Source organism: Streptomyces sp. NPDC007157, from assembly GCF_040634235.1.
In the GTDB taxonomy this organism is placed as follows: domain Bacteria; phylum Actinomycetota; class Actinomycetes; order Streptomycetales; family Streptomycetaceae; genus Streptomyces.
The window spans coordinates 338,061-361,065 of the sequence record NZ_JBEYFE010000003.1; the positions used below are offsets into that span (position 1 = coordinate 338,061).

General features: G+C 72.1%; 22 protein-coding genes, 2 pseudogenes and 1 riboswitch. Of the genes and pseudogenes, 14 read left to right on the plus strand and 10 right to left on the minus strand.

What is annotated here, in order from left to right:
- Nucleotides 1–144: 144 nt before the first annotated feature.
- The 4 genes from ABZ642_RS07055 (at nucleotide 145) to ABZ642_RS07070 (ending at nucleotide 3,916) form a co-directional block, all read left to right on the plus strand.
- Nucleotides 145–1,491: an FAD-binding protein gene (locus tag ABZ642_RS07055; protein WP_360478379.1), complete on the plus strand. Its 1,347-nt coding sequence runs from the start codon at nucleotides 145–147 to the stop codon at nucleotides 1,489–1,491.
- An 84-nt stretch (nucleotides 1,492–1,575) separates the two neighbouring features.
- Nucleotides 1,576–2,322: a nuclear transport factor 2 family protein gene (locus ABZ642_RS07060; RefSeq protein ID WP_360478382.1), complete on the plus strand. Its 747-nt coding sequence runs from the start codon at nucleotides 1,576–1,578 to the stop codon at nucleotides 2,320–2,322.
- Nucleotides 2,319–2,660, plus strand: coding sequence for a YciI family protein (locus tag ABZ642_RS07065; RefSeq protein ID WP_360478385.1), 342 nt, complete (start codon nucleotides 2,319–2,321; stop codon nucleotides 2,658–2,660). The genes ABZ642_RS07060 and ABZ642_RS07065 overlap by 4 nt, the downstream gene beginning before the upstream one ends.
- Nucleotides 2,657–3,916: an RNA polymerase sigma factor gene (locus tag ABZ642_RS07070; RefSeq protein WP_360478388.1), complete on the plus strand. Its 1,260-nt coding sequence runs from the start codon at nucleotides 2,657–2,659 to the stop codon at nucleotides 3,914–3,916. The genes ABZ642_RS07065 and ABZ642_RS07070 overlap by 4 nt, the downstream gene beginning before the upstream one ends.
- Before the next feature lie 196 nt (nucleotides 3,917–4,112).
- Here the strand turns inward: ABZ642_RS07070 and pgm are convergent, their stop codons facing one another.
- Nucleotides 4,113–5,753: a phosphoglucomutase (alpha-D-glucose-1,6-bisphosphate-dependent) gene (gene pgm / locus ABZ642_RS07075; RefSeq protein ID WP_360478391.1), complete on the minus strand. Its 1,641-nt coding sequence runs from the start codon at nucleotides 5,751–5,753 to the stop codon at nucleotides 4,113–4,115.
- A gap of 364 nt (nucleotides 5,754–6,117) precedes the next feature.
- Here pgm and ABZ642_RS07080 point away from each other — a divergent pair, with 364 nt between their 5' ends.
- A complete protein-coding gene (locus ABZ642_RS07080) occupies nucleotides 6,118–6,285 on the plus strand; it encodes a hypothetical protein (RefSeq protein WP_360478394.1) in 168 nt (55 codons plus the stop codon).
- Nucleotides 6,286–6,453: 168 nt separating this feature from the next.
- Here ABZ642_RS07080 and ABZ642_RS07085 read toward each other — a convergent pair whose 3' ends face one another.
- The 4 genes and pseudogenes from ABZ642_RS07085 to ABZ642_RS07100 all read right to left on the minus strand — a co-directional run.
- Nucleotides 6,454–7,206, minus strand: coding sequence for a CbtA family protein (locus tag ABZ642_RS07085; protein ID WP_360478397.1), 753 nt, complete (start codon nucleotides 7,204–7,206; stop codon nucleotides 6,454–6,456).
- A gap of 21 nt (nucleotides 7,207–7,227) precedes the next feature.
- Nucleotides 7,228–7,449, minus strand: coding sequence for a CbtB-domain containing protein (locus ABZ642_RS07090; RefSeq protein WP_351323751.1), 222 nt, complete (start codon nucleotides 7,447–7,449; stop codon nucleotides 7,228–7,230).
- Between the two features lie 41 nt (nucleotides 7,450–7,490).
- Nucleotides 7,491–7,628: riboswitch (cobalamin riboswitch) on the minus strand.
- A gap of 183 nt (nucleotides 7,629–7,811) precedes the next feature.
- Nucleotides 7,812–8,876: an enoyl-CoA hydratase/isomerase family protein gene (locus tag ABZ642_RS07095; RefSeq protein ID WP_360478401.1), complete on the minus strand. Its 1,065-nt coding sequence runs from the start codon at nucleotides 8,874–8,876 to the stop codon at nucleotides 7,812–7,814.
- A pseudogene (locus tag ABZ642_RS07100) lies at nucleotides 8,873–9,115 on the minus strand (acyl-CoA dehydrogenase family protein); the annotation flags it as partial. The gene ABZ642_RS07095 and the pseudogene ABZ642_RS07100, both read right to left, overlap by 4 nt.
- 85 nt (nucleotides 9,116–9,200) lie before the next feature.
- Between ABZ642_RS07100 and ABZ642_RS07105 the strand changes: the two are divergent.
- Nucleotides 9,201–9,761, plus strand: coding sequence for a carboxymuconolactone decarboxylase family protein (locus tag ABZ642_RS07105; protein ID WP_360478404.1), 561 nt, complete (start codon nucleotides 9,201–9,203; stop codon nucleotides 9,759–9,761).
- A complete protein-coding gene (sigJ, locus tag ABZ642_RS07110) occupies nucleotides 9,758–10,624 on the plus strand; it encodes an RNA polymerase sigma factor SigJ (RefSeq protein WP_360478407.1) in 867 nt (288 codons plus the stop codon). The genes ABZ642_RS07105 and sigJ overlap by 4 nt, the downstream gene beginning before the upstream one ends.
- On the opposite strand, the gene ABZ642_RS07115 is transcribed toward sigJ, so the two are convergent.
- On the minus strand, nucleotides 10,621–11,112 hold the full coding sequence (locus ABZ642_RS07115; RefSeq protein ID WP_360478410.1) for a hypothetical protein: 492 nt from the start codon (nucleotides 11,110–11,112) through the stop codon (nucleotides 10,621–10,623). The genes sigJ and ABZ642_RS07115 overlap by 4 nt on opposite strands.
- 98 nt (nucleotides 11,113–11,210) lie before the next feature.
- Here ABZ642_RS07115 and ABZ642_RS07120 point away from each other — a divergent pair, with 98 nt between their 5' ends.
- The 7 genes and pseudogenes from ABZ642_RS07120 to ABZ642_RS07150 all read left to right on the plus strand — a co-directional run bounded on the left by ABZ642_RS07120 (nucleotide 11,211) and on the right by ABZ642_RS07150 (nucleotide 19,774).
- Complete coding sequence (locus ABZ642_RS07120; protein ID WP_360478413.1) at nucleotides 11,211–11,576, plus strand: MerR family transcriptional regulator; 366 nt, start codon at nucleotides 11,211–11,213, stop codon at nucleotides 11,574–11,576.
- Between the two features lie 244 nt (nucleotides 11,577–11,820).
- Nucleotides 11,821–13,017, plus strand: a complete 1,197-nt coding sequence (locus ABZ642_RS07125) for an EfeM/EfeO family lipoprotein (protein WP_360478416.1) — start codon at nucleotides 11,821–11,823, stop codon at nucleotides 13,015–13,017.
- Nucleotides 13,014–14,249 (plus strand): iron uptake transporter deferrochelatase/peroxidase subunit, encoded by a 1,236-nt coding sequence (gene efeB, locus ABZ642_RS07130; protein ID WP_360478419.1) that lies wholly within the window; start codon nucleotides 13,014–13,016, stop codon nucleotides 14,247–14,249. Before ABZ642_RS07125 ends, efeB begins: the two co-directional genes overlap by 4 nt.
- A 193-nt stretch (nucleotides 14,250–14,442) precedes the next feature.
- Nucleotides 14,443–16,275 carry an alkaline phosphatase family protein gene (locus ABZ642_RS07135; RefSeq protein WP_360478422.1) on the plus strand — a complete coding sequence of 611 codons (1,833 nt, stop codon included), beginning with the start codon at nucleotides 14,443–14,445 and terminating at the stop codon, nucleotides 16,273–16,275.
- A gap of 185 nt (nucleotides 16,276–16,460) precedes the next feature.
- On the plus strand, nucleotides 16,461–18,389 hold the full coding sequence (phsA, locus tag ABZ642_RS07140) for an O-aminophenol oxidase PhsA (RefSeq protein WP_360478425.1): 1,929 nt from the start codon (nucleotides 16,461–16,463) through the stop codon (nucleotides 18,387–18,389).
- 198 nt (nucleotides 18,390–18,587) lie between these two features.
- Nucleotides 18,588–18,819, plus strand: a pseudogene (locus ABZ642_RS07145) (GNAT family N-acetyltransferase); the annotation flags it as partial.
- 148 nt (nucleotides 18,820–18,967) lie between these two features.
- Nucleotides 18,968–19,774 (plus strand): thioesterase family protein, encoded by an 807-nt coding sequence (locus ABZ642_RS07150; RefSeq protein WP_360478428.1) that lies wholly within the window; start codon nucleotides 18,968–18,970, stop codon nucleotides 19,772–19,774.
- 1 nt (nucleotide 19,775) lies between these two features.
- Here the strand turns inward: ABZ642_RS07150 and ABZ642_RS07155 are convergent, their stop codons facing one another.
- The 4 genes from ABZ642_RS07155 to ABZ642_RS07170 all read right to left on the minus strand — a co-directional run bounded on the left by ABZ642_RS07155 (nucleotide 19,776) and on the right by ABZ642_RS07170 (nucleotide 22,860).
- Nucleotides 19,776–20,459 (minus strand): hypothetical protein, encoded by a 684-nt coding sequence (locus ABZ642_RS07155; RefSeq protein WP_360478431.1) that lies wholly within the window; start codon nucleotides 20,457–20,459, stop codon nucleotides 19,776–19,778.
- Complete coding sequence (locus ABZ642_RS07160) at nucleotides 20,446–20,931, minus strand: DUF6114 domain-containing protein (protein ID WP_360478434.1); 486 nt, start codon at nucleotides 20,929–20,931, stop codon at nucleotides 20,446–20,448. Before ABZ642_RS07160 ends, ABZ642_RS07155 begins: the two co-directional genes overlap by 14 nt.
- Nucleotides 20,932–20,969: 38 nt before the next feature.
- Nucleotides 20,970–21,593, minus strand: coding sequence for a DUF6230 family protein (locus ABZ642_RS07165; protein ID WP_360478437.1), 624 nt, complete (start codon nucleotides 21,591–21,593; stop codon nucleotides 20,970–20,972).
- A 601-nt stretch (nucleotides 21,594–22,194) separates the two neighbouring features.
- Entirely contained in the window at nucleotides 22,195–22,860 is a 666-nt protein-coding gene (locus ABZ642_RS07170) for a TMEM175 family protein (RefSeq protein ID WP_360478440.1), read from the minus strand.
- Nucleotides 22,861–23,005 lie beyond the last annotated feature (145 nt).

A 23,005-nucleotide genomic window follows, 5' to 3' on the forward strand; every position in this document is an offset into this window, starting at 1 on the left:
CGGTGACGCTGCTCTCCGGAATCCCGCGGAGTAAACCCACCGTGATGCTCCGGCGTCGAAACGGGAAACGGCGCCCGTCCGCCGTACTCCTGACACGAGAATGGTCGCGCCCGTGTCGACCGATGCCTCCTGGGAGCGTGCCGCGTGACGTCGTCGGACCGAGTCTCCGCGCCAGTCGAGGACCTGCTGGACACCCGCCCGGAGATCCTCCGGGAGGCGGCCGACGACTTCGGTCACCTGGTGCGCCGACCGCCCCGGGGCGTACTGCGGCCCCGGTCCGCGGCCGAGGTCGGGGACGCGCTGGTGTACGCGGGGCCGCGCGGGATCCCGGTGACCGCGCGGGCCGGCGGTCACTCTCTCTACGGCCAGGGGCAGGCGCCGGACGGGATCGTCCTCGACCTGTCCGGGCTGAGCGCGGTCGGGCCGGTGGCCGGGGACCGGGTGGCGGTGCGGGCCGGGGCGCTGTGGCGGGACGTGCTGGCGGCCACCCTGCCGTACGGGCTCGCGCCTCCCGTCCTCACCGACTACCTCGGTGCCGGCGTCGGCGGTGTGCTGAGCGCGGGCGGCCTGGGCGGCGCCAGTCACCGGCACGGCCTGGTCGCGGACTCGGTGCTGGAACTGGAGGTGGTCACCGGGGCCGGTGAGCACCTGGTCTGCTCGCCGGACCGGCATGGCGCCCTCTTCGACGCGGTCCTCGCCGGCCTGGGCCAGCTGGCCGTGATCGTCCGGGCCACGCTCCGGCTGTCCCCCGCGCCCACCCTGGTGCGCCGCTACTGCCTGTACTACCCCGGTCTCGACGCCTACCTGGCCGACCAGCACCTGCTCGCGACCGACCGGCGCTTCGACTACCTCGAAGGCCAGGCCCGCCCGGTCGAGGACACCGCCGACGGCTGGACCTACATGGTCGAGGCCGTCGCCGCCCACCGGGGCCCGACCCCGCCCGACGACCGGGCCCTCCTGGCGGGCCTCGCCTTCGACTCGGCCGAGTTCACGGACCTGGAATACGCCGAGTTCGCGCACCGGGTCGCGGCCGACGAGGAACTGCTGCGCGCGACCGGCGAGTGGCTGCACCCGCACCCCTGGCTGAACCTGCTGCTGCCCGAGGACACCGCCGCGTCCGTCGTGACCGACATCCTCGCCGACCCCGGCTTCCGGGACCTGCGCGAGAACGGCGTGGTCCTGCTCTATCCCCTGCTCACCCGCGCCCTGCGGGCCCCGCTGTTCCGCCGCCCGCGCGGCGAAGTCGTCTTTCTGCTGGCCCTGTTGCGTACGGCGGCCCCGGGCGCGGCCGACCCGATGGTGGCCGCCAACCGAGGGGCGTACGAGTCCGCGCGGGCGAAGGGCGCCGTCGCCTATCCGGTCAACGCGCTGCCGATGACCCCGGCCGACTGGCGGGAGCACTACGGCGGCCGGTGGGACACCCTGGCCCGGGCCAAGGGCGTCCACGACCCGCACGGCATCCTGGGCCGGGGCCACGGGATGGCGCACTGAGGACTGCCGTCCGCCGGGGTGTCGATTCCGCGCGGCGCCGTTCGTCGGTGGGGTGTAAGAAGCTCTTGAGGACCGGGAGGAACCATGAAGTACATGTTGCTGGTCTGCGGCGACGACACCGCCGACGCCTCCGGGATGGCGCCGGTCGAACCCTGGGTGGAGGAGCACGGCGTCCGGAGCGGCGCCCGGCTCTACGGCCACCGGCTGCAACTGCCCGACACGGCGGTCACCGTACGCGTCCGCGACGGTGAGGTGCTGCGGACCGACGGCCCGTTCGCGGAGACGAAGGAGTACGTCGCCGGATTCGACGTCGTCGACTGCGACAGCCTGGAGGAGGCTGTGCGGATCGCCGCCGGGCATCCGGTGGCCGGCATCGGGGCCATGGAGGTGCGGCCGTTCTGGGACGAGGGGTTCGCCGAGGACGCCGAGACGGCGATCCGTCAGCTCGACGCCGAGCTCACCGAGGCCGCCCGCGAACGGGACGTCGAGCGGTTGACGGCCTGCTACGCGCCCGACGTGGAGACCTTCCAGCCCTCCGGCGTCGAGGCACGGTCGGGGATCGCCGCGTTCCGCAAGGCGGTCGAGGGGTGGTTCGCGACGCTCGACGGGCCCGTGCACCGGGAGGTGCTCGAACTGCGCGTACGGCCCGGGGAGGGCAGCGCCTTCAGCCACGCCCTCGTCCGGATCCGCGGCACCCGCCTGACCGGAGAACCCCTGGACCGGACGGTGCGCGTCACCACCGGCTACCGGGACACCGGTTTCAGCTGGCTGATCGCCCACGAGCACGTGTCGGTGCCGCTGGAGCAGACGGCCGGGAAGGAGGGGTCGTGAAATACGTCCTGTTCATCTGCACGCCCGTCGGCGGCGAGGAGCTCAGCCCCGCCGAGATCGCCGAGGACCCGCGCTTCACCTCGTACATCCACGAGGTCCGCAGCCGTGACATCGTCAAGGGCGGCGCCCGGCTGCGGCCGGCCGCCGACGCGACCACCGTGCGCGTCCAGGGCGACGAAGTGCTGCTGAGCGACGGGCCGTTCGCCGAGACCAAGGAGTACGTGGCGGGTCTCGACATCATCGAGGTCGCCGACCTCGACGAGGCCATCGCGCTCGCCTCCCGGCACCCCGCGGCGCTCGCCGGCGGCTCGGTCGAGGTGCGGCCGGTCTGGGAGTGAGCGTCACGGACGACGTCGAGAAGGCCGTCGCCGCCGCCTTCCGCGAGGAGTGGTCCCAGGTCGTCGCCACCCTGATCCGGGTGACCGGCGACTGGGACCTCGCCGAGGAGTGCGCGCAGGACGCCTTCGCCCAGGCGCTGGAGCGGTGGCGGCGCGACGGAGTGCCGCGCCGTCCGGGCGCCTGGCTGACCACGACCGCCCGCAACCGCGCCCTGGACGTGCTGCGCCGGGAGGCGGTGGGGGCGGCGAAGCTGCGGGAGGCGGCCGTGCTGGCACGGGACGAGGGACCGTACGACCCGGATCACGAGGGCGACGACAGCGGGGTGGCCGACGACCGGCTGCGGCTGATCTTCACCTGCTGCCATCCGGCGCTGCCCGTCGAGGCCCGCGTCGCCCTGACCCTGCGCACCCTCGCCGGGCTGACCACGTCCGAGATCGCCCGCGCGTTCCTGGTCCCCGAGGCGACGATGGCGCAGCGGCTGGTGCGCGCCAAGCGGAAGATCCGCAACGCCGGCATCCCGTACCGGGTGCCGCCCGCGCATCTGCTGCCCGACCGCACGACAGGCGTCCTCGGCGTGCTCTACCTGCTGTTCAACGAGGGGTACGCGGCCACGGCCGGCGCCGACCTGATGCGGACCGGGCTGTGCGCCGAGGCCGTCCGGCTGGCCCGGCTGCTGGCCCGGCTGATGCCCGACGAGCCGGAGGTCGTCGGGCTGCTCGCCCTCCTGTTGCTGCATGACGCCCGCCGGGACACCCGGGTGGACCGGGCCGGTGACCTGGTGACCCTGGAGGACCAGGACCGCACGGCATGGGACCGCGCCGAGATCGACGAGGGCGCCGCTCTGCTGGAAGGCGCCCTGCGCCGCGGCCGCCCCGGCCCGTACCAGATCCAGGCGGCGGTCGCGGCCTGCCACGTCACCGCGGCGACCGCCGCCGACACCGACTGGGCGGACATCGCCGGCCTCTACGGCGAACTCCAGCGGTACGTGCCCTCGGCCGTGGTCCGGCTCAACCGCGCGGTCGCCGTGGGCATGGCCGAGGGCGGGGAGGCGGGCCTCGCGCTGGTGGCGGAGCTGGAGGCGGAGGACGAGCTGGCCGGTTACCACCTGCTGCCGGCGACCCGCGCCGACCTGCTGCGCCGAATGGGCCGTACCCCGGAGGCGGCCGCGTCGTACGAGCGGGCCCTGGAGCTGGTGGAGAACGCGGCGGAGCGCAGGTTCCTGGAGAAGCGGCTCACGGAGTGCCGGGCCGGCTAGGGACCCGGGGGACGCCACGGGCTCGGGCGGATCTCCGCCGAGAGGCCCACAGGCAGGCAGGGAGGCACGGAGGCGATCGCCGCGTACGAGAGGGATCCGGCCGCCTGTCCGGGCTTCGACCGCGCGGGTCTCACCCGGCGGGGGCGGAGGCGACGGTCCTGCCGGAATGACCCGTCCATCGCCTCCGCCCCGGGCGTCAGCCGCCGAGCGCGGCCGTCACGACCGCCTGGGCCTCCTCCTGTACCCGGGACAGGTGGTCGGGGCCCTGGAAGGACTCGGCGTAGATCTTGTACACGTCCTCCGTGCCGGACGGGCGGGCCGCGAACCAGGCGTTCTCCGTGGTCACCTTGATGCCGCCGATCGCCGCGCCGTTGCCCGGCGCCTCGGTGAGCACCCCGGTGACCGGTTCGCCGGCCAGGGTCTCGGCGGTGACCTGGGCCGGGGAGAGCTTGGCGAGGAGGGCCTTCTCCTCACGGGTCGCCGGGGCGTCGATGCGGGCGTAGGCGGGCTCGCCGAAGCGCGCGGTCAGATCGGCGTAGTGCTCGGACGGGGTCTTGTCCGTCACGGCCGTGATCTCGGAGGCGAGCAGGGCGAGCAGGATGCCGTCCTTGTCGGTGGTCCACACCGAGCCGTCCCGGCGCAGGAAGGAGGCGCCGGCCGACTCCTCGCCGCCGAACCCGATGGCGCCGCTGACCAGTCCGTCCACGAACCACTTGAACCCGACGGGAACCTCGACCAGTTGCCGGCCGAGGTCGGCGGCGACCCGGTCGATCATCGAGGAGGAGACGAGGGTCTTGCCGACACCGGCGCCCGCCGCCCACTGCTCCCGGTGCCGGTAGAGGTAGGAGATGGCGACGGCCAGGTAGTGGTTGGGGTTCATCAGGCCGGCGTCACGGGTGACGATGCCGTGCCGGTCGGCGTCCGCGTCGTTGCCGGTGGCGACCCGGAACTCGTCCCGCTTCTCGATCAGCGAGGCCATCGCGTACGGCGAGGAGCAGTCCATGCGGATCTTGCCGTCCCAGTCCAGCGTCATGAACCGCCAGGTGGGGTCGGTGTACGGGTTGACCACGGTGAGGTCGAGGCTGTGCCGTTCGGCGATCCGGCCCCAGTAGGCGACGGAGGCCCCGCCGAGCGGGTCGGCGCCGATGCGCAGCCCGGACGCCCGGACCGCGTCCAGGTCGAGGACGCTGGGCAGGTCGTCGACGTACACGCCCATGAAGTCGTACCGACCGGTGGTGGGCGCGGCGAGCGCGCGCTCGTAGGGGAGGCGCTGTACGTCCTTCATCCCGTCGGCGATGATCCGGTTGGCGCGGTCCTGGATCCAGGAAGTGGCGTCGGAGGCGGCGGGGCCGCCGCTGGGCGGGTTGTACTTGAAGCCGCCGTCGGCGGGCGGGTTGTGCGAGGGGGTGACCACGACACCGTCCGCCAGTCCGGTCGTACGGCCGCGGTTGTGGGTCAGGATGGCGTGCGAGACGGCGGGGGTCGGCGTGTAGCCGTCGGCGCTGTCGATCAGGACGGTGACGCCGTTGGCGGCGAACACCTCCAGGGCGGTGACCTTGGCGGGCTCGGACAGGGCGTGGGTGTCGGCGCCCAGGAAGAGGGGACCGTCGGTGCCCTGACCGCTCCGGTACTCGCAGATGGCCTGGCTGGTGGCCGCGATGTGGTCCTCGTTGAACGCGGTCGTCAGCGACGATCCGCGGTGCCCCGAAGTGCCGAACGCCACCCGCTGGGCCGGGTCGGCCGGGTCGGGGTGCAGTGCGTAGTACGCCGTGACCAGCCGGGCCACGTCGACGAGGTCCTCCGGAGCCGCCGGCCGGCCCGCTCGCTCATGCGGCATGAGTCCACTTCCTCCGCAGTCGTTGATCGATCGCTGGACGCCCATCTTTCCTTGTCAGCGGCGGCGGACGCGAGTGCGGCACCGGCACCGGCACCGGCACCGAAGACACGGCGGGTTCACGGCTGGTTCACCGCAGCCGCGGCGCACCCGGGGCGCGCTGCTCGAAGATGCCGAGCAGCCGGTCGAGGACGGTGGCCCCACGTTCGGCGCGGGCCCAGGATACGGCGCTCGTACGGCAGGCGACGGGCGGTCGGCCGAACGGCTCCCCGACGGGCGCGGCGGACGTTCCGGAAGGCCTCCGGGGGGACATACTGAAAATCAGTCAACTCCCGCGCCCCCGGGGCACTCACGAGAGGCCGCACCCGTGGAGAACTCCCTCGCGCCCGCCGCCCAGGATCGCTACGACACCTATCTGAACCATGTGAGGCGCTGCCCCGACTGCCGCCCCGTGCGCTGCCGGACGGGGCAGGCACTGGTGCGTGCCTATCTGACGACCACCCGGGCGGAGCGATCCGAGACCCACAAGCACTGATCGCGCGGCGCTTCACCCCTCCTCGCCTTCACAGGCCACGCCGATCGGCAGGTCGCGGTACCGCACAGACCGAATCGATGAACTGGTCCCGGGAATGAAGGAGTTCGGGCGGAGAACGCGAGAGGGCCCCCGGATGGTTCCGGAGGGCCCTCACGTGCCGTGAATCGTTCAGTGTGCGGCGGGAACCGTCCGCCCGGCCGGAACCGTCGCCGGCTTGGGGTTGAGCTGCCGTTCCGCCAACTCGCCGAAGAGCAGGCCGAACCCGCCCCACAGCACCAGCTGGATGGCCAGCGCCGAGAGCCGGAACCGCCACAGCAGGGTGGCCGGGAAGTCCGTCGGCACCTCGTTGATGGTCGGCAGGAACTGGTACGCCAGTCCGATGACGACCGCGAACGCGGCCGCCGCGACCACGGTCGCCCACCAGGTGCCGAGGCTCGGCCGGAGCCGCTTGCCCAGGATGGTGGCGGCGACCGCCAGGAGCACGCTGAGCACCATCATCAGGAAGTACAGCGTGGTCCGCTTGCCGATGGTGTCCGGGTCGCCCACCGACGGCGGGTTGGCCGGGTACTTCAGGAAGGGCACGACGTACACGGCGAGCAGCGCACAGACGGACAGCAGCAGCGCCGTCGCCCGCGGCGAGAAGCGGCCGACGCGGCCCAGGGCGAAGGAGTAGGCGAGTGCCGCGATGCCGCCGAAGGCGACCCCGTAGACCAGCACACCGGTGGCCAGGCCCGCGGTGGACTGGAGAGAACGGGAGACGACCTCCATCTCGTGCTCGTGCGAGTGGGCGTCCTCGAAGCTGATCGCCTTGTCGACGTTCGGCTCACCGAGGAGGTAGGCGGCGACCAGGGCGAGCACACCGGCGGCGAGGCCGGCGAGCATGCCCCGCACCAGGAGGTTTCTTACCGTTGCGGAGTTCATGAGCGTGTGGCGTCCCTTGCGTCAGTGGCAGGGGAAGCCGAGGAGGTGGCGGGCGTCGTGCACCCACTCGTGGACGTCCGTGCCGCTGAACACGGAGGTGGCCCCCTGCTCGGCGCCGACGAAGTAGAGCAGGATGAGCATGAGGATGCCGAAGAAGACCGCCCAGGGAGCTATCGCGCTCAGCGGCAGCTTGGCGGGAACGACGGGGGTGGTGGCTGTCGGCTGCGCGACGGTCTGCGCCATGGCAGAACCTCCTCTGGGAGTTCGCGTCCCATCTCGGTGGTGCACTGGACGACTGCTACGGGTCTGACTCACGAGCTCCCAGGGGGCTCTCGCTTACAGTGGCGCGACCGTGCCGGACTTCCACCGGCTTCCGTTCTGTCGTCGTCGATATCGGACAGACCGTACCGCGTGTCAGGAGCACGGCCAAGACCGCACCATCAGGCGTGATCTTCATCTCGCGTCCGGTGGCCTGTTCTGGGGGTGCCGGGTCAGCGGTGACGGAACCCGCCGGTCGTTCGCCGGTCCAGGTAGCCCTGCGGCTGCATCTTCCCGGCGCCGGCGTTCGACGAGGATCGTCTCCTGCCCGGCGGCGACGGTACGGCTCACCAGGCCGCCTCCGTGGTGGTGTCGGGTCCGGCGAGGCCCAGTTCGCGTTCGCCGAGCGGAGCGAAGAACCGGTCGACGTCGGCGTCGGTGACCTCGGCGAGAGTGGCCGGGGACCAGCGCGGGTCGCGGTCCTTGTCGATGACCTGGGCACGGATGCCCTCCACCAGGTCGGGGGCGGCCAGGGCGGCGCAGGAGACGCGGTACTCCTGGTCGAGGACCCGCTCCAGCGGACCGAGCCGCCGGGCCCGGCGCATCGCCGCCAGGGTGACCTTCAGGGAGGTCGGCGACTTGGTGAGCAGGGTCTCCGCCGCCTCCTTCGCCGCCGGGTCGCCGTGGGCGAGCAGCCGCCGGACGATCTCCTCGACCGTGTCGGCGGCGTAGCAGGCGTCGATCCACTCGCGGTGGCGGGCCAGTTCGCCTTCCGGCGCCGGTCGCACGTGCCCGTCGAGCGCGTCGTGGACGGGTCGGTCGGCGAGGTCGGCGATCAGCCGCTCGATCCTGTCCGAGGGGACACAGTGGTCGGCGAGTCCGCACAGCAGGGCGTCCGCCGCGCCGATCTGAGCGCCTGTCAGCGCGAGGTGGGTGCCGAGTTCGCCGGGGGCGAGGGCGAGCAGGTAGGTGCCGCCGACGTCGGGGACGAAGCCGATACCGGTCTCCGGCATCGCGATCCGCGACCGCTCGGTGGCGATCCGGACGCTGCCGTGCGCGGAGACGCCGACGCCGCCGCCCATGACGATGCCGTCCATGATCGCGACATAGGGCTTGGGGTAGCGGGCGATCCGGGCGTTGAGGCGGTACTCGTCGCGCCAGAACTCCGCCGACACGGTGCCGCCCCCGGCGCGGACGTCCTCGTAGATGCTGCGGATGTCTCCGCCCGCGCACAGGCCGCGCTCCCCCGCGCCGGTGATGACGACGGTCTCGACGGCCGGGTCGTGCTCCCAGGCGGTGAGGGCCTCGGCGATGGACCGGACCATGGCGTGGGACAAGGCGTTGAGTGCCTTGGGCCGGTTGAGGGTGAGGTGGGCCGCCCGGCCGGCGGTGTGGAGCAGGACGTCGCTCATCCGAGGGCCTCCGTGCGGCCGCGGGCCACGATGACGCGCATGATCTCGTTGGTTCCTTCCAGGATCTGCTGGACCCGCAGGTCACGGACGATCTTCTGGATACCGTACGCGCAGGGGTAGCCGTAGCCACCGTGCAGCCGGAGCGCGCGGTCGGCGAGGTGGGCCAGGCCACGGTCGAGGGCACTGCGGGCGCCGACTGGGGAGCAGGCGGCAGTGGCGAGCCGGCCGCCGACGACACCGGCCGGCCCCTGTCACATCCGCGCTCCGGGCGGTGTCTTCATGCCGAACAGGCAACGCATACCGGCAACAGACGAGGAGAACACCGTGACGCCGCGCATTCCGAAGGCCGAACTCCCCGCCGGGCTCAAGGCGAACATGGTCGAACAGCTCGGTGCCGTGCCCGAGAACGTCGAGGTGCTGTGGCACAGTCCCGAGGTCGCCCAGGACAACCTGGAGTTCGGCGGCAGGGTCGGCGCCTGGGACCGGGCCGACACGAGCCTCAAGTCGTTCGCGCACATGGCGGTGGCGGCCCAGGTGGGCTGCACCTGGTGCCTGGACGTCGGCTACTTCCAGGCGCAGAACGGGAACCTGGACCTGTCCAAGGCCAGCCAGGTGCCACGCTGGCGGGAGTCTGACGTCTTCACGCCGCTGGAGCGGGACGTGATGGAGTACGCCGAGGCCGTGACGAACACCCCGCCGACCGTGACCGACGAGATGCACGCCGCTCTGCTGGACCGGCTCGGCGCGCCGGCGATGGTCGAGCTCACCGCGTTCATCGCCTATGTCAACCTGGCGACCAGGGCGAACGTGGCGAACGGGGTCGGCTCGCAGGGCTTCTCCGACGCCTGCGCGATCCCCCTGGCCAAGCCGGCCGCGACGGCATGACGGCCGACCTGTCCGCCGAGGACCTGTTCGTCGACCATCGCCGTCTGCTGTTCACGGTCGCCTACGAGATGCTCGGGTCGGCGGCCGACGCGGAGGACGTTCTCCAGGAGTCCTGGCTGCGATGGGCCGACGTCGACAGGTCCCGGGTGCGGGACCCACGGGCCTACCTCGTCCGGATCGTCACCCGCCAGGCGCTCAACCGGCTGCGGACGCTGTCCCGCAGTCGTGAGGAATACGTCGGTGAATGGCTGCCGGAACCGCTGCTGACCGGCCCCGATGTCGCCGAGGACGTCGAACTCGCGGACAGCGTCTCGATCGCGATGCTCACCGTGCTGGAGACACTCGCACCGACCGAGCGGGCGGTGTTCGTGCTCCGCGAGGTCTTCGACGTGCCGTACGGGGAGATCGCCGAAGCGGTGGGCAAGTCGGCCGCCGCGGTACGGCAGATCGCCCGGCGGTCCCGCGAGCATGTGGCGGCCCGGCGGCCCCGGGTCCGGGTGAGCCGGTCGGAACAGCGCGCCGTCGTGGAGCGGTTCCTGGCCGCGCTGCGTACCGGGCGGGTGCGGGAGTTGATGGAGGTCATGGCACCCGACGTGGTCCTGATCACCGACGGTGGTGGACAGGCCGGTGCCGCGCTCACCCCGCTGCACGGCGCCGAACTCGTCTCCGCGCTGCTCGCCCAGCCGGACCGGACGGTGTCGCCGGTATGGCTCAACGGCGCGCCCGCCGGCCGGATCGAGCTCGGCGGCCGGCTGGCGACGGTGAGCGTCGAGGTGGAGAACGGCCGCGTCATCCGCATCCACGCGGTGGCCAACCCGCGCAAGCTGACGCGACTCGACGAGCCGTCCGAACTCACCCGCTAGACCGGTGTGTTCCCGGCGGGCGGTGCCGCCCGCCGGGAACACGGTGACGTGGGAACGTGCGGTGGCGGGCCGGTCCGCCGCGTCCACCGCCACGGCCACAGCTGGGCGGCACCGAGCGCCACCTCCACCACGAGGAAGAGCCAGAGCAGCCGCGTGGCGCCGTGGCCCAGCGCGTACGCCTGCCACAGGGCGAAGAGGACGCGCGCCACGCCGTCGAACAGGCCGTGGGCCGGCTGCGGTTCGACGATCCGCAGCAGCGCCCACACCACCACGACCGAGCCCATCAGGTTCGCGTACAGGGTCTGCATCGGGTCGAGGGCGGGCAGCATGCCGAGACCGAGGGCGTCCCCCAGCGACGACAGCGCGTCGTGCACGAGCGCATAGGTCCACGGGGTCGCGAATCCCGCGGTGACGACGAGGTCGTACCAGGCGCTCGCGCGGACGACACGCGGATAGGCGGGGTGGGTGGGGGCGGCAAGACGGATCACGACGAGGCTCCTGCTCATCTCGTGGCAGCGACGCCTCACGCTAAACAGTGGAGTACTGTCCAACGTCAAGTCCCAGTGCGGCGGTCCGGCGGAGGGTCATGCGTATCGGAGAGCTGGCCGCGCGGGCCGGACTGAGCAAGGACACCATTCGCTTCTACGAGAAGATCGGCCTCGTCACGGGTCGTCGGCTGTCCAACGGCTACCGTGACTTCCCGCCGGAGACGGTGCCCTGGCTTCACTACGTCCGTACCGCGCAGACCCTCGGCTTCTCGCTGGCCGAGATCGGCCGGCACTTCGAGGAGCTGGGCGACGCGCCGGACTCGGCCGAGGCGCTGTCCGCGCTGTTCCAGGAGAAGATCCGGGTCGTCGACGCGCGCATGGCCGAACTCGCGGCCCTGCGGAGCGAACTCGAAGCGCGGGTCGGCGCCGGATGCCCGTTGCGGGCGGTGGAACGGACGGGCTGAGGCCCGGTGTGGGAAGAGCCGTGATGTCCGTCCGCTTCCGGCGCGGCCGCGGCGGTCGGTTCAGCGCGCCGGCGCCCGCGCCTTCTTCAGGACGGTCCAGACCGGCACCGACCGGGGGGCTCTTCGCGACGTCCGGTGAACCGGCAGGGAACTCTTGGTCATGGGTTTCCCTGGACGGCCGTTCGAGTGCGCGGGCCTGCCTAGCATGGGGCGATCACGAACGGTACGAACCCGGGAGCTCGGGATGGTGTTGTCCGGCCTCGGCTGGAGGTCGTTGCGTCCCTGGGCGGTCGTCGCGGTCGCCGTCGTGTGCCTGGTGGCCGGAGTCCTCGCCCTCACGCACGACTCACGCCCCGCGCACGCCGACCCGACCGCCCTGCCGCACACCACGGTGGAGGTGTCCGCCAGCCGCTGCGGCCGGGGCTGGCGGGCGCCGGTCCCCGGTGTCCAGGTCTTCGACCTGCGCAACCCGACCGACGGCCCCGCCGAGGTCTTCCTTGAGGACCCGGAGAGCCAGGCCGTCTACGGAGAGGTGGAGGACATCGGCCCCGGCACCACCCGGGAACTCACCGTCCGCCTCGGCAAGGGCAGCTACGCGTTCAAGTGCGTCCCCGACGACGCCGACGCCGTCACCGGGCCCACGGTCCGCATCGCCAGGGGGAAGAGCGGCCCGGCCGCGGCCCCGGTCACCGAGCACGACCTGATCCCGCCGGCACTCGCCTACCAGAAGTGGATCGGCGGCGGCCTGTCCGACGTCGTACGGCTGACGACGACGCTGCGGGACGCGATCGACGGCGGCGACCTGGCCGCCGCCCGTACCGACTGGCTGCCGGCACACCTGGAGTACGAACGGCTGGGCGCGGCGTACGACGCCTTCGGGGACGCGGACGGCGCGATCAACGGCACCGAGGCGGGCCTGCCCGGCGGGGTGCACGACAAGGACTTCACGGGCTTCCACCGCGTCGAGTACGGCCTGTGGCACGGCGAGTCCGCGAGCGGCCTGCGCGGCCCGGCGGCCGGCCTGGTCAAGGCGGTCACCGCACTGCGCGACGCCTGGGCGGGGACCCGGATGGACCCCGCCCAGCTGGGACTGCGGGCGCACGAGATCCTGGAGAACACGGTGCAGTTCGAACTGACCGGCCGTACCGACTACGGCAGCGGCAGCAACCTGGCCACCGCCCGCGCCAACCTGGACGGCACGGTGCAGGTCATGTCCCGGCTGCACCCGCTGCTGGCCACCCGGTACGCGGGTCTGTCCGCTCTGGAGGGCGAACTGGACCGGGTCGGGAAGACGCTCGACGGCTTCGCACACGGTCGCACCTGGACACCCCTGGGGCAGCTGAGCCACCGGCAGCGCGAGAACGTCGACGCGGCGCTCGGGGACCTGGTGGAACGGCTGGCGTCGGTGGCGACCCTGTGCGATCCGCGGAGGACGGTGTGAGCACCGACGAGACGACCGGCAGGGGCGGCGTCGGCCGCCGTGGCTTCCTGCGGAGCGCGGCGCTCGCGGGCGCGGGGCTGGCCGCCGGCGGCGCGGCCGCCCCGGTCGCGGACTCCACCGCGGCGACGCCCGCCGTCGCGCCCTTCCACGGTCCCCGTCAGCAGTCCGCGATCGCGGCGCCGCGCCGGACGACCGTCTTCACCTCGCTCGACGTCACCGCCGGCAGCCGCGCCGAGCTGACCGACCTGCTGCGCACGCTCACCGACCGGGCCCGCTTCCTGACCTCCGGCGGCACCCCCGACCCGGTGGGCGTCACCGCGCCGCCCGCCGACTCCGGCGTCCTCGGCGAGGAACTGCCGTCGGGTGCGCTGGCGGTGACCGTCGGCGTCGGCGCCTCACTCTTCGACGACCGGTACGGGCTCGGGGAACTGCGGCCCCGTCGGCTGACCACGATGCCGGCCTTTCCCGACGACGACCTCAAGCCCGAGTGGTGCCACGGCGACCTCAGTTTGCAGTTGCACGCGGACGACACCGACACCGTGCTGCACGCCCTGCGCGACATCGCCCGGCACACCCGGGGCGGCCTGCAGGTCCGCTGGCGGCTGGACGGGTTCACCAGCCCGCCCCGGCCGTCCGGCACTCCACGCAACCTGCTGGGCTTCAAGGACGGCACCGCCAACCCGGAGACCGGCAGCGCCCGTGAGATGGACCGGCTGGTGTGGGTCGGCGCGGACTCCGGCGAGCCGGAGTGGGCGGTCGGCGGCAGCTACCAGGTGGTGCGGCTCATCCGCATGCTCGTGGAGTTCTGGGACCGGGTCTCGCTCGGCGAGCAGGAGCGGATGTTCGGCCGCTCCCGCCAGTCCGGGGCACCCCTGGACGGCGACGGCGAGCACGACACGCCCGACTACGCCGCCGATCCCAAGGGCGACGTCATCCCGCTGGACGCGCACATCCGGCTGGCCAACCCGCGCACCACGGCCACCGCCGGGCAGCGGATCCTGCGCCGCGCCTACAACTACGACCGGGGCATGGACAGCAACGGCAACCTCGACATGGGTCTGCTGTTCTGCTGCTACCAGCAGGACCTGGCCCGGCAGTTCGAGACCGTGCAGAAGCGGCTGGCCGGCGAACCGCTGGTCGACTACATCTCGCCGTTCGGCGGCGGGTACTTCTTCGCACTGCCCGGCGTGCGGGACACCGACGACTGGTACGGGCGCGCGCTCCTCGCCTGAACCTGTCCGCGACCTGAGCTTGTTCGGACAACTCCTCGCCCCAGTCGGTCAATACAAGGTCAAGATTTGCCCCAGCATCCCTGACCCGCTATTCATTCACCCGCCATCATGGCTCCGCCGCAGCGCCCGGAAGCGGGCGAAGCATCCCTGCCTGTACGACGCAACGACGTTCATGCCCGGAGGGTGAGTCCGCATGGCCAGCACAGGAAGACGAACGGCGATCAGGAGTCTGGGGGCGCTCGCGGGTGCCGCCGCGCTCACGGTCCTCGGCGGCACCGCGCCCAGCTGGGCGGCCGTCCCCGCCGGGCACGGCGGAGGGTCGTCGACCGCGACCCCGATCAAGCACGTGGTCGTGCTGTTCGACGAGAACATCTCCTTCGACCACTACTTCGCGACCTACCCGAAGGCCGCGAACACCGACGGCACGAAGTTCACGGCGTCCAGCAAGACCCCGAAGGACATCGACACCGTCGCGCACGCCGGGCTGCTGACGAAGAACCCGAACCAGTACGCGCCCAAGCGGCTCTCCCCGTCGCAGGCCATGACCTGCGACCAGAACCACTCCTACGGGCCCGAGCAACTGGCGTACGACGGCGGCAAGGCCGACCAGTTCGTGCAGAACACCGAGGTCGACAAGTGCAGCGGCGGCCTGTTCGGCGAGCCGGGCCTGGTCATGGACTACTACGACGGCAACACCGTCACCGGGCTGTGGAACTACGCCCAGCAGTACGCCCTCAACGACCGCTCCTACAGCTCGGTCTACGGCCCGTCCACTCCCGGCGCGCTCAACCTGATCTCGGGTCAGACGCACGGCGCGATCTCGGTCGACCCGGTCACCGGCAAGCAGACCTCGACGCCCGACTCGTACGCCATCGCCTCCCCGAACGCCAAGGGCGTGGGCACGGTCATCAACGACCCCGACCCGGCCTTCGACGACTGCTCCGACAAGGACCACACCAGCACCAGCGCGCTGGCCTCGCTGCAGGGCAAGAACATCGGTGACCTGCTCAACTCCAAGCATGTGAGCTGGGGTTGGTTCCAGGGCGGGTTCCGTCCTTCGACCGGCTGGGACGGCAACTCGGCCGACCACGCCAAGTGCGACACCACGCACACCAACGTCGGCGGCGCGTCCGTGGTCGACTACAGCCCGCACCACAACCCGTTCTCGTACTACAGGTCGACGTCCAACCCGCACCACGTGGCGCCGAAGAACGTCAACGAGATCGGTCACAACGGCCAGGCGAACCACAACTACGACCTGACCGACTTCACCGCGGCCGCCAAGGCGGGCAAGCTCCCGGCCGTCAGCTTCCTCAAGGCCGGTGAGTACCAGGACGGCCACGCCGGGTACTCCGACCCGACCGACGAGCAGCACTTCCTCGTCAACGAGATCAACGCCGTCCAGAGCTCCCCGGAGTGGAAGTCCACGGCGGTCGTCGTCGCCTACGACGACTCCGACGGCTGGTACGACCACGCCTACGCCAAGCCCCGCAACGGCTCCAAGGACACCACGGCCGGCTCCAACGGCAAGGCCACGGACAGCGCGGCCTGCCAGGCGGGCCCCGCCGCGTCCGGCGGCTACGCCGACCGCTGCGGCCCCGGCACCCGGCAGCCGCTGCTGGTCATCTCGCCCTACAGCAAGGTGAACAAGGTCGACCACACGCAGACCGACCAGTCGTCCGTCATCCGCTTCATCGAGGACAACTGGCGCACCGGCCGTATCGGCGACCACTCCTTCGACGCCACCGCAGGCTCGCTGACCAACATGTTCGACTTCCGGCACCCCAACAACAAGCAGGTGCTGCTGAACGCGAACGGCTCCGTCGAGCGCGTCGGCCCGATCCACCACGTGGCCCCGGTCAGCACGCACATCACGCCGGGCCCGGCGATGGTGAACACCGCCGCGACGACCGGCTCCGGCGCGTTCCCGACCCTCCCGGTGAGCCTCGCCGTGGGCGCCCTCGTGGCCGTCGGCGCCACGGGCACGTACCTGACGCTGCGCCGTAGGCAGCGCACCACGGCCTGACCTCCGCACGACCCCTACCACCTCGGCACGGTCCTCCTCCCCGGACCGTGCCGAGGTGCGTGTGGACATGGCTCGAATTCTTCACCCTTTCGGATGTAACGGGGCATTGACGGAACGTCGGGCGTTCCCCGGAAGTCCTGTGGGGTGAAGGCAGAGACCACAGAACACACGGGGGTGTTCGGACCTTGACCGACATCATTGACAGGATCACCGAGGACGGCACGGGGGAAGCGGCACCGGCTTCGGCTTCGGCTTCGGCTTCGGCACCGGCTTCGGCTTCGGCTTCGGAGGAACTCACGCCCTACGTGGCACCGTTGCCCGTGCCGCCCGTGCTGCGGCCCGGCACCGGCGACGTGCTGCGCGAGACGGAGATCGCCGTGCGCCCGACCTGGGTGCGCCTGCACCCACAGCTCCCGCCGACCCTGATGTGGGGGTACGACGGGCAGGTGCCGGGCCCCACCATCGAGGTGCGTCGCGGGCAGCGCGTGCGTATCGCCTGGACCAACCGGATCCCCAAGGGCAGTGAATATCCGGTCACTTCGGTGGAGGTGCCCCTCGGCGCGCCGGGCACCGCACCGCCCAGCACCGAACCCGGGCGCGCGGGCGTCGAGCCCGACAAGGACGTCGCCGCCCTGCCCGCCTGGACGGTGACCCACCTGCACGGAGCGCAGACGGGCGGGGGCAACGACGGCTGGGCGGACAACGCCGTCGGCTTCGGCGACGCCCAGCTCTCGGAGTACCCGAACGACCACCAGGCGGTGCAGTGGTGGTACCACGACCACGCCATGAACATCACCCGGTGGAACGTGCACACCGGCCTGTACGGCACCTACCTCGTCCGTGACGACGAGGAGGACGCGCTGGGGCTCCCGTGCGGGGAGCGGGAGATCCCGCTGCTGCTCGCCGACCGGAACCTGGACACCGACGAGGACGGCCGGCTCAACGGGCGGCTGCTCCACAAGACGGTGATCGTCCAGCAGCGGAACCCGGAGACGGGCAAGCCGGTCACCATCCCGTTCACCGGCCCGTACACGACGGTCAACGGCCGTATCTGGCCGTACGCCGAGGTGGCCGACGCCTGGTACCGCTTCCGGCTCGTCAACGCGTCCAACGCGCGGATCTACGACCTGGTCCTCGTCGACGAGGACGGCAGCCCCGTGGCGGGCGTCGTCCACCAGATCGGCAGCGACGGCGGACTGCTGCCCCGCCCGGTCCCGGTCGACTTCGACGCCACGCTGCCGACGCTGACCGTGGCCCCCGCCGAGCGCTTCGACCTGCTCGTCGACTTCCGGGGCCTGGCCGGCAGGACGCTCCGCCTCGTCAACAAGGGCCGCAACCAGCCGCCGGGGGTGCCCGACCCGGCCGGTGACGTGCGCTGTCCGGCGGTGCTGGAGTTCCGGGTCGGCCGCGGCGGCGAGAGCGACACCTTCGAGCTGCCCGAGGTGCTCTCCGGCTCCTTCCGCCGGCTCACCCACGACCTCCCGCACGGCCACCGGCTGATCGTGCTCACCCCGCCGGCCACCAAGGGCGCCGGCGGCCACCCGGAGATCTGGGAGATGACCGAGGTCACCGACCCCGGAGGCATCCAGGTCCCGGCCGAGGGCGTCATCCAGCTCACCGGAGCCGACGGCACGACGAAGACGTACCGCCGCACCTCCCGGACGTTCAACGACGCGCTGGGCTTCACCATCGCGGAGGGCTCCTACGAGCAGTGGAGCTTCCTCAACCTCGCGGCGATCGTCCACCCGATGCACATCCATCTGGCCGACTTCCAGCTGCTGGGCCGCGACGCCTACGACGTCTCGGGCTTCGACCCGGCGGTGGGCGGCACGACCAGGCCCATCGCCCACGACGCGGCGACGCAGCTCCCGCTGGCGCCCAACGAGCGGGGCCTCAAGGACGTCTTCCGGGTGCCGGGCGGACAGATCCTGCGCGTCATGGGGAAGTTCGACGGCGCGTACGGGCGGTTCATGTACCACTGCCACCTCCTCGAGCACGAGGACATGGGCATGATGCGGCCGTTCGTCGTCATGCCCGAGGAGGCGATGAAGTTCGACCACGGCGCGGCCCACGGCGGCCATGACGGGGGCCACGAGGGGGGCCACACCGGCTGACCCGCCGCAGCGGCTCGCGTCGGCACCCCACGGTGGTGGTGCGGTGGCGACGCGAGCCGCCGGTGCGGCCCTCCGCGGACTCCCCGGCGCACGCTGGTCACGATCATCGGCGGCACGGAAACCTGCACCGTACAAGGGGCGCCCTGGCGCCCTGGCGAGCGAAGCGAGATGGGGGTACCCCCGGCCGAAGGCTGTGGGAGGCTCAGGCCGCCCGGACGGACCGGGATCAGCGCCGTCTGCACCGCCTCCGAGGCGCGCGGACAGGGCCACGCCGGCCGCCTGGTGAGCGCACTCGCCGCACGTGTCCTGTCCCGGGGCGAACGCCCCTTCCTGCACGCGGCCGAGTCGAACGCCCGCGCGATCGCGCTCTACGAACGGCTCGGCTTCGAGAGCCGCAGACATGTACTTCCGCGGCTTCCGCACTCCGTGAGCCATGGGTCCCCGAAAGGCGGCCCGCGCGGCCGCGACGCCTCCCCCGAACCCCGGCAGATTACGTGCACTGTGCACTTTCTCACGCGGCCCGACGGCGCGGATGCCGATAGCGTCAGGGGTGTTCACCCCTTAAGGAGAGACGTCCGTTGTCCATCCCGACCGTGTCCCCGGGCAGTTACTTCGAGGCCGTCGACGGCCACCACTACAAGCCGACGCCGCACGCGGGCGGGGCCTGGGCCCCGGACGAACAGCACTTCAGTCCGCTGTCGGGGCTGGTCGTCCACGCTCTCGACCAGTACCGGGCCGCCCGCCCGGGCAACGCTCTGCTGCTCTCCCGGATCAGCTACGACATCCTCGGCCGTCTCGCCCTGGACGAGTGCGAGATCGAGGTGGAGACCGTCCGTCCCGGGCGGACCATCGAGCTTCTCGAAGCGGTCGTACGGATCTCCGGGCGCTCGGTGCTGCGGGCCCGCGCCTGGTATCTGGCCGAACTCGACACCTCCGCGGTGGCCGGCGGCCCCGACGACCGTCTGGTCCCGCCGGACTCACTCGCCCCGTGGCCGGCGGGCGAGCTCTGGCCCGGCGGCTACATCGACTCCGTGGAGATCCGCCCGGTCGAACCGCGGCGCCCGGGCCGTGCGGCGGCCTGGATCTCCACACCCGTGGAGCTGGTCGCCGGGGTGCCGGTCAGTCCGCTCGCCTCGTATCTCACCCTGGTCGACACCGCCAACGGCATCGCCGTCCGGGAGTCCCCCACCGAGTGGATGTTCCCGAACGTCGACCTGACCGTCCACCTCCATCGCCGGCCCCGGGGCATCTGGACAGGCTTGGACACCAAGGTCACGTTCGGCCCGACCGGACAGGGTCTGACCAGCACGGTCCTGCACGACGTGGACGGCCCGGTCGGACACGCGTCGCAGATCCTCACGGTCCGGCCGCTGCCGGGGGCGTAGGTCACCTGGCCGCGGCTCGCCACCGCGGTCCCTTGATGGACAGTCGACCGCCGATCTGCACGGCCTGCGCCACGGTCGCCGAGACGAGGGTGATGGTGCGGGTTCGGGCGACCGGGTGCGCGAGCCAGCGGGGTACGGCGTCGGGGGTGACGGTGACGCTGCGGTGCGCCGGGAGCGGGCCGCCGCCGAGGCCCGTCACCCTGCCGGACAGCTTGCGGACGTAGAGGGTGACCATGCCGTTGGCACCCTGGCCCTTGAACGAGGAGGTCGTCGCCGGTCTGGCCCGGAGGCGCAGCGCCGCGCGGCCCCGGCCGGCGGTCAGGTCCAGGTCGACGGCGTCCAGTGACCGCACGGTGAACCTCAGCGCCCGGACGGTTCCCGTCGCGGTGTGCACCGTGGCCGTCCCGTGGAACCTGGCACCGCGCAGCACGAGCCGGTCGGCACGCAGCACCCAGGAGCCCTCGGCGGCGCGGAGCGGGCGCGGCCCGAGCCGTGCCGCGTCGGCGGCCGCCGAGGAGACGCCCACCCCCGGGTGCAGGGACAGGCTCAGGCAGGCCACGGCCGCCGCGCCGGCGAGCGGCCGGGACGCCCGGGCGAGCACGGAGCCGGTCTTACCCGTACGGCGCGGGCGACCGCGTTCGTCGGGGTACGCGCTGCGGCCGGTGCGGTCGTCAGCAGCCGCCACTTCGACCCTCCGCCGCCGGAACGACCGTGTTCCCGCCCTCGCTCGGCGGTGCCGGCGGTTCCCCGGCCGCGGGCGGCAGCCAGGCGCAGGCCAGAGAGCCGCCGACCAGGCCGGAGGCGACACCCAGGAAGAGTCCGCCGAAGTTCGCGACGGGAAAGGAGACGACCGAGAGCAGGAGGGTGGCGATCCCGGCGAAGACCCGGAGGTGGGGACGGCAGCAGAGGGCCACGCCCAGCACCAGCAGCAGGGTTCCGATCACCAGGGACCCGGCGCCCGAGGTGGTCGACAGGGCGAGCGGGATGCCGCCCAGGTCCAGTTTCGCGAAGGGCCAGTAGAGGATGGGCAGCCCGGCGGTGAAGGTGAACAGGCCGGCCCAGAAGGGGCGTTCGCCGCGCCAGGTGCGGAACCTGCGCCGGAACCCCGGTGCCGCGGCGAGCAGTTCTCCCGGCCTGCCGAAGGGGTTGGTGATCACGCGTCCTGTCCTGATCAGTGGTGTCGTGGTCCGCCGGGTCAGGGGCATGTGTGGTTGCCCGATTGGATACTCACCCGCAGACCCGGGACGTTGAAGGTGCCGGCGGACAGCGCGAGCGTGTTCACCCGTACGTCGGTGAGGGTGACCGAGGTGGACTGGAGGCCGACGCCGTCCGGATCGAAGAACCGGGAGTCCCGGTCTCCGGACCTGACCGGGCCTTTGGAGATGGCGCCCTGGGCGACACCGATGTCGAGGCCGGTGAAGTTCGCTTCCGCGGCCGCTTCGGCCGTGGCGTCGAGGAACAGGTCAGACGCCTCGGCCAGCCGCTGGTCGCCGCCCGTGAGGCGCAGGGTCTGGGTGCCCAGCACCGGAACGTCGACCGTGATGGCCTCACAGAGCCCGCTGACCTTCGCATGCCGGAAGCCTGTGACCACGACGGGTACGAGTTCACGCTTCCTGGTCACGTCGATCATGCTGTAGAGGCTGACCCCGCGGGCGGTCAGTGAATCGGCGGTGAGCTGGAACTTCTGGCCGGAGATGAAGAACGACGCGGCGAGCACTCCCTGCGCCATGCCGATTCCGACGGTGGCGCACGCCGCGACGCCGGGCACCAGGACCACCGCGAAGAGCCGCCAGCGGGTTCTCCCGGCGCGGTGCGACATCCCGTCTCCTTCGGTCGTGAGGTGATGCCCCGCCCCTACCGGACAAGGCGAGAGATGTCCTGTTTGCCCGGTGACGGATCCTAGGCTTCCGGGTCGGGCGACCGGCTGCACGCCAGGCCCGCCGTTCGAGTGATGCAACTTCTGCTGGGCCCTTCGGGCGACGGAGCGGGGGCTGTGCGGGGTCCGAGTAGGCTTCCGGGCCTTCGAAGTGGGTCAAGTGCCCATATCGACGAGAAGGAGCAGCCCGATCGACGGGCGTCCGACCTTCGCCCAGTTGCCGCGGCGCCATCGCCCCGCGGCCCGCCGAACTGGCCTGGGTGGACACGCTCGCGCGGAGCGAACTCGCGCCCGGTGTCGCCGTGGTGGGGCTCGTCACCGGCTCGGCCGGGCTGGGAGCGCCGTCTCGACCAGTTCAGGGCCGGCGACCTCAAGATCGCCAACGCGTGTCATCGAGGTGCCGGGCGCCTCCCCCGTGCCGGTGATCAGCCACCCGAGGGCCACGGCCCGCTTCGTCGAGACGGCCGTCAAGACCGTCCGCTGTCCTGAGCCGGCCCTGCACGGCCCCGGCCCGCAGACCGCGGGCCGGGGCCTCGCGCTGTCCTCAGTTCCCGGGTTCCGCCTCGGCCGGCGCTCCGGCTGCGCTCTCCGCGGGCCCGCGGTGCACGGCACGGACCGGGATCGCGAGCAGCCACCAGTACTTGGCGAGGTTCGGTGACCAGAACGCCACCGGGATCGCCGTGGCGAAGACCAGGACGACCAGGAGGTTGCTGCGGACCGCCGTCCGCAGCCGCCCGGGCTGCACGTCCGGGGTGGCCAGCGCGGGCGCGGTCAGCAGCCGCAGGTACATCGCGCACAGGAGGCCGAGGGACAGGGCGATCGCGCTCGAGTAGCAGGCCGTCGCCGTGGTCGTCTCGCCGTACTGGCTGAGCAGCTTGGTCGGGAAGGGCAGCGCGGCCACGACCGCGAGCAGGGCGAAGTACAGGTAGAGCAGCCAGCGGTCGACGTCGGCGATCAGCGTGAACAGGGCGTGCTGGGTCAGCCAGAGCACGCCGATGACGGCGAAGCTCAGCAGGTACGCGCCGATCGCGGGGAACAACTCCCGTACGGCGTGGGCGACCTCGGAGTCGTGCAGGCCCTCGGGGACGTTGATGTCGAGGGCGAGCAGGGTGATGGCGATGGCGAACACGGCGTCGCCGAGCATCGCCAGCCGTTCCGGTGCCACGGAGACCTCGCGGCGACGGAAGGCAAGGGGACGGGGTTGGTTCATGGAGGCGGCACCACGGCATTCCTCGGCGTACGGGACGACGGAAGGATTACCACACCGCGGTGTACGTCGGGAGCGCGAACGACCCGGGCGCGGCACGGCCTTGACCGACGGCCGTGCCACGCCCGGGCTCACGGGACGGGGTGCG

What these genes read in the sequence shown, in the direction of transcription:
- ABZ642_RS07165 (WP_360478437.1), bottom strand. Translation starts at nt 21,593, where the DNA reads ATGTCGCACCGCGCCGGGAGAACCCGCTGGCGGCTCTTCGCGGTGGTC.
- ABZ642_RS07085 (WP_360478397.1), bottom strand. Translation starts at nt 7,206, where the DNA reads ATGAACTCCGCAACGGTAAGAAACCTCCTGGTGCGGGGCATGCTCGCC.
- pgm (WP_360478391.1), bottom strand. Translation starts at nt 5,753, where the DNA reads ATGCCGCATGAGCGAGCGGGCCGGCCGGCGGCTCCGGAGGACCTCGTC.
- ABZ642_RS07125 (WP_360478416.1), top strand. Translation starts at nt 11,821, where the DNA reads ATGGTGTTGTCCGGCCTCGGCTGGAGGTCGTTGCGTCCCTGGGCGGTC.
- ABZ642_RS07060 (WP_360478382.1), top strand. Translation starts at nt 1,576, where the DNA reads ATGAAGTACATGTTGCTGGTCTGCGGCGACGACACCGCCGACGCCTCC.
- ABZ642_RS07120 (WP_360478413.1), top strand. Translation starts at nt 11,211, where the DNA reads ATGCGTATCGGAGAGCTGGCCGCGCGGGCCGGACTGAGCAAGGACACC.
- sigJ (WP_360478407.1), top strand. Translation starts at nt 9,758, where the DNA reads ATGACGGCCGACCTGTCCGCCGAGGACCTGTTCGTCGACCATCGCCGT.
- ABZ642_RS07095 (WP_360478401.1), bottom strand. Translation starts at nt 8,876, where the DNA reads ATGAGCGACGTCCTGCTCCACACCGCCGGCCGGGCGGCCCACCTCACC.
- ABZ642_RS07135 (WP_360478422.1), top strand. Translation starts at nt 14,443, where the DNA reads ATGGCCAGCACAGGAAGACGAACGGCGATCAGGAGTCTGGGGGCGCTC.
- ABZ642_RS07170 (WP_360478440.1), bottom strand. Translation starts at nt 22,860, where the DNA reads ATGAACCAACCCCGTCCCCTTGCCTTCCGTCGCCGCGAGGTCTCCGTG.
- ABZ642_RS07090 (WP_351323751.1), bottom strand. Translation starts at nt 7,449, where the DNA reads ATGGCGCAGACCGTCGCGCAGCCGACAGCCACCACCCCCGTCGTTCCC.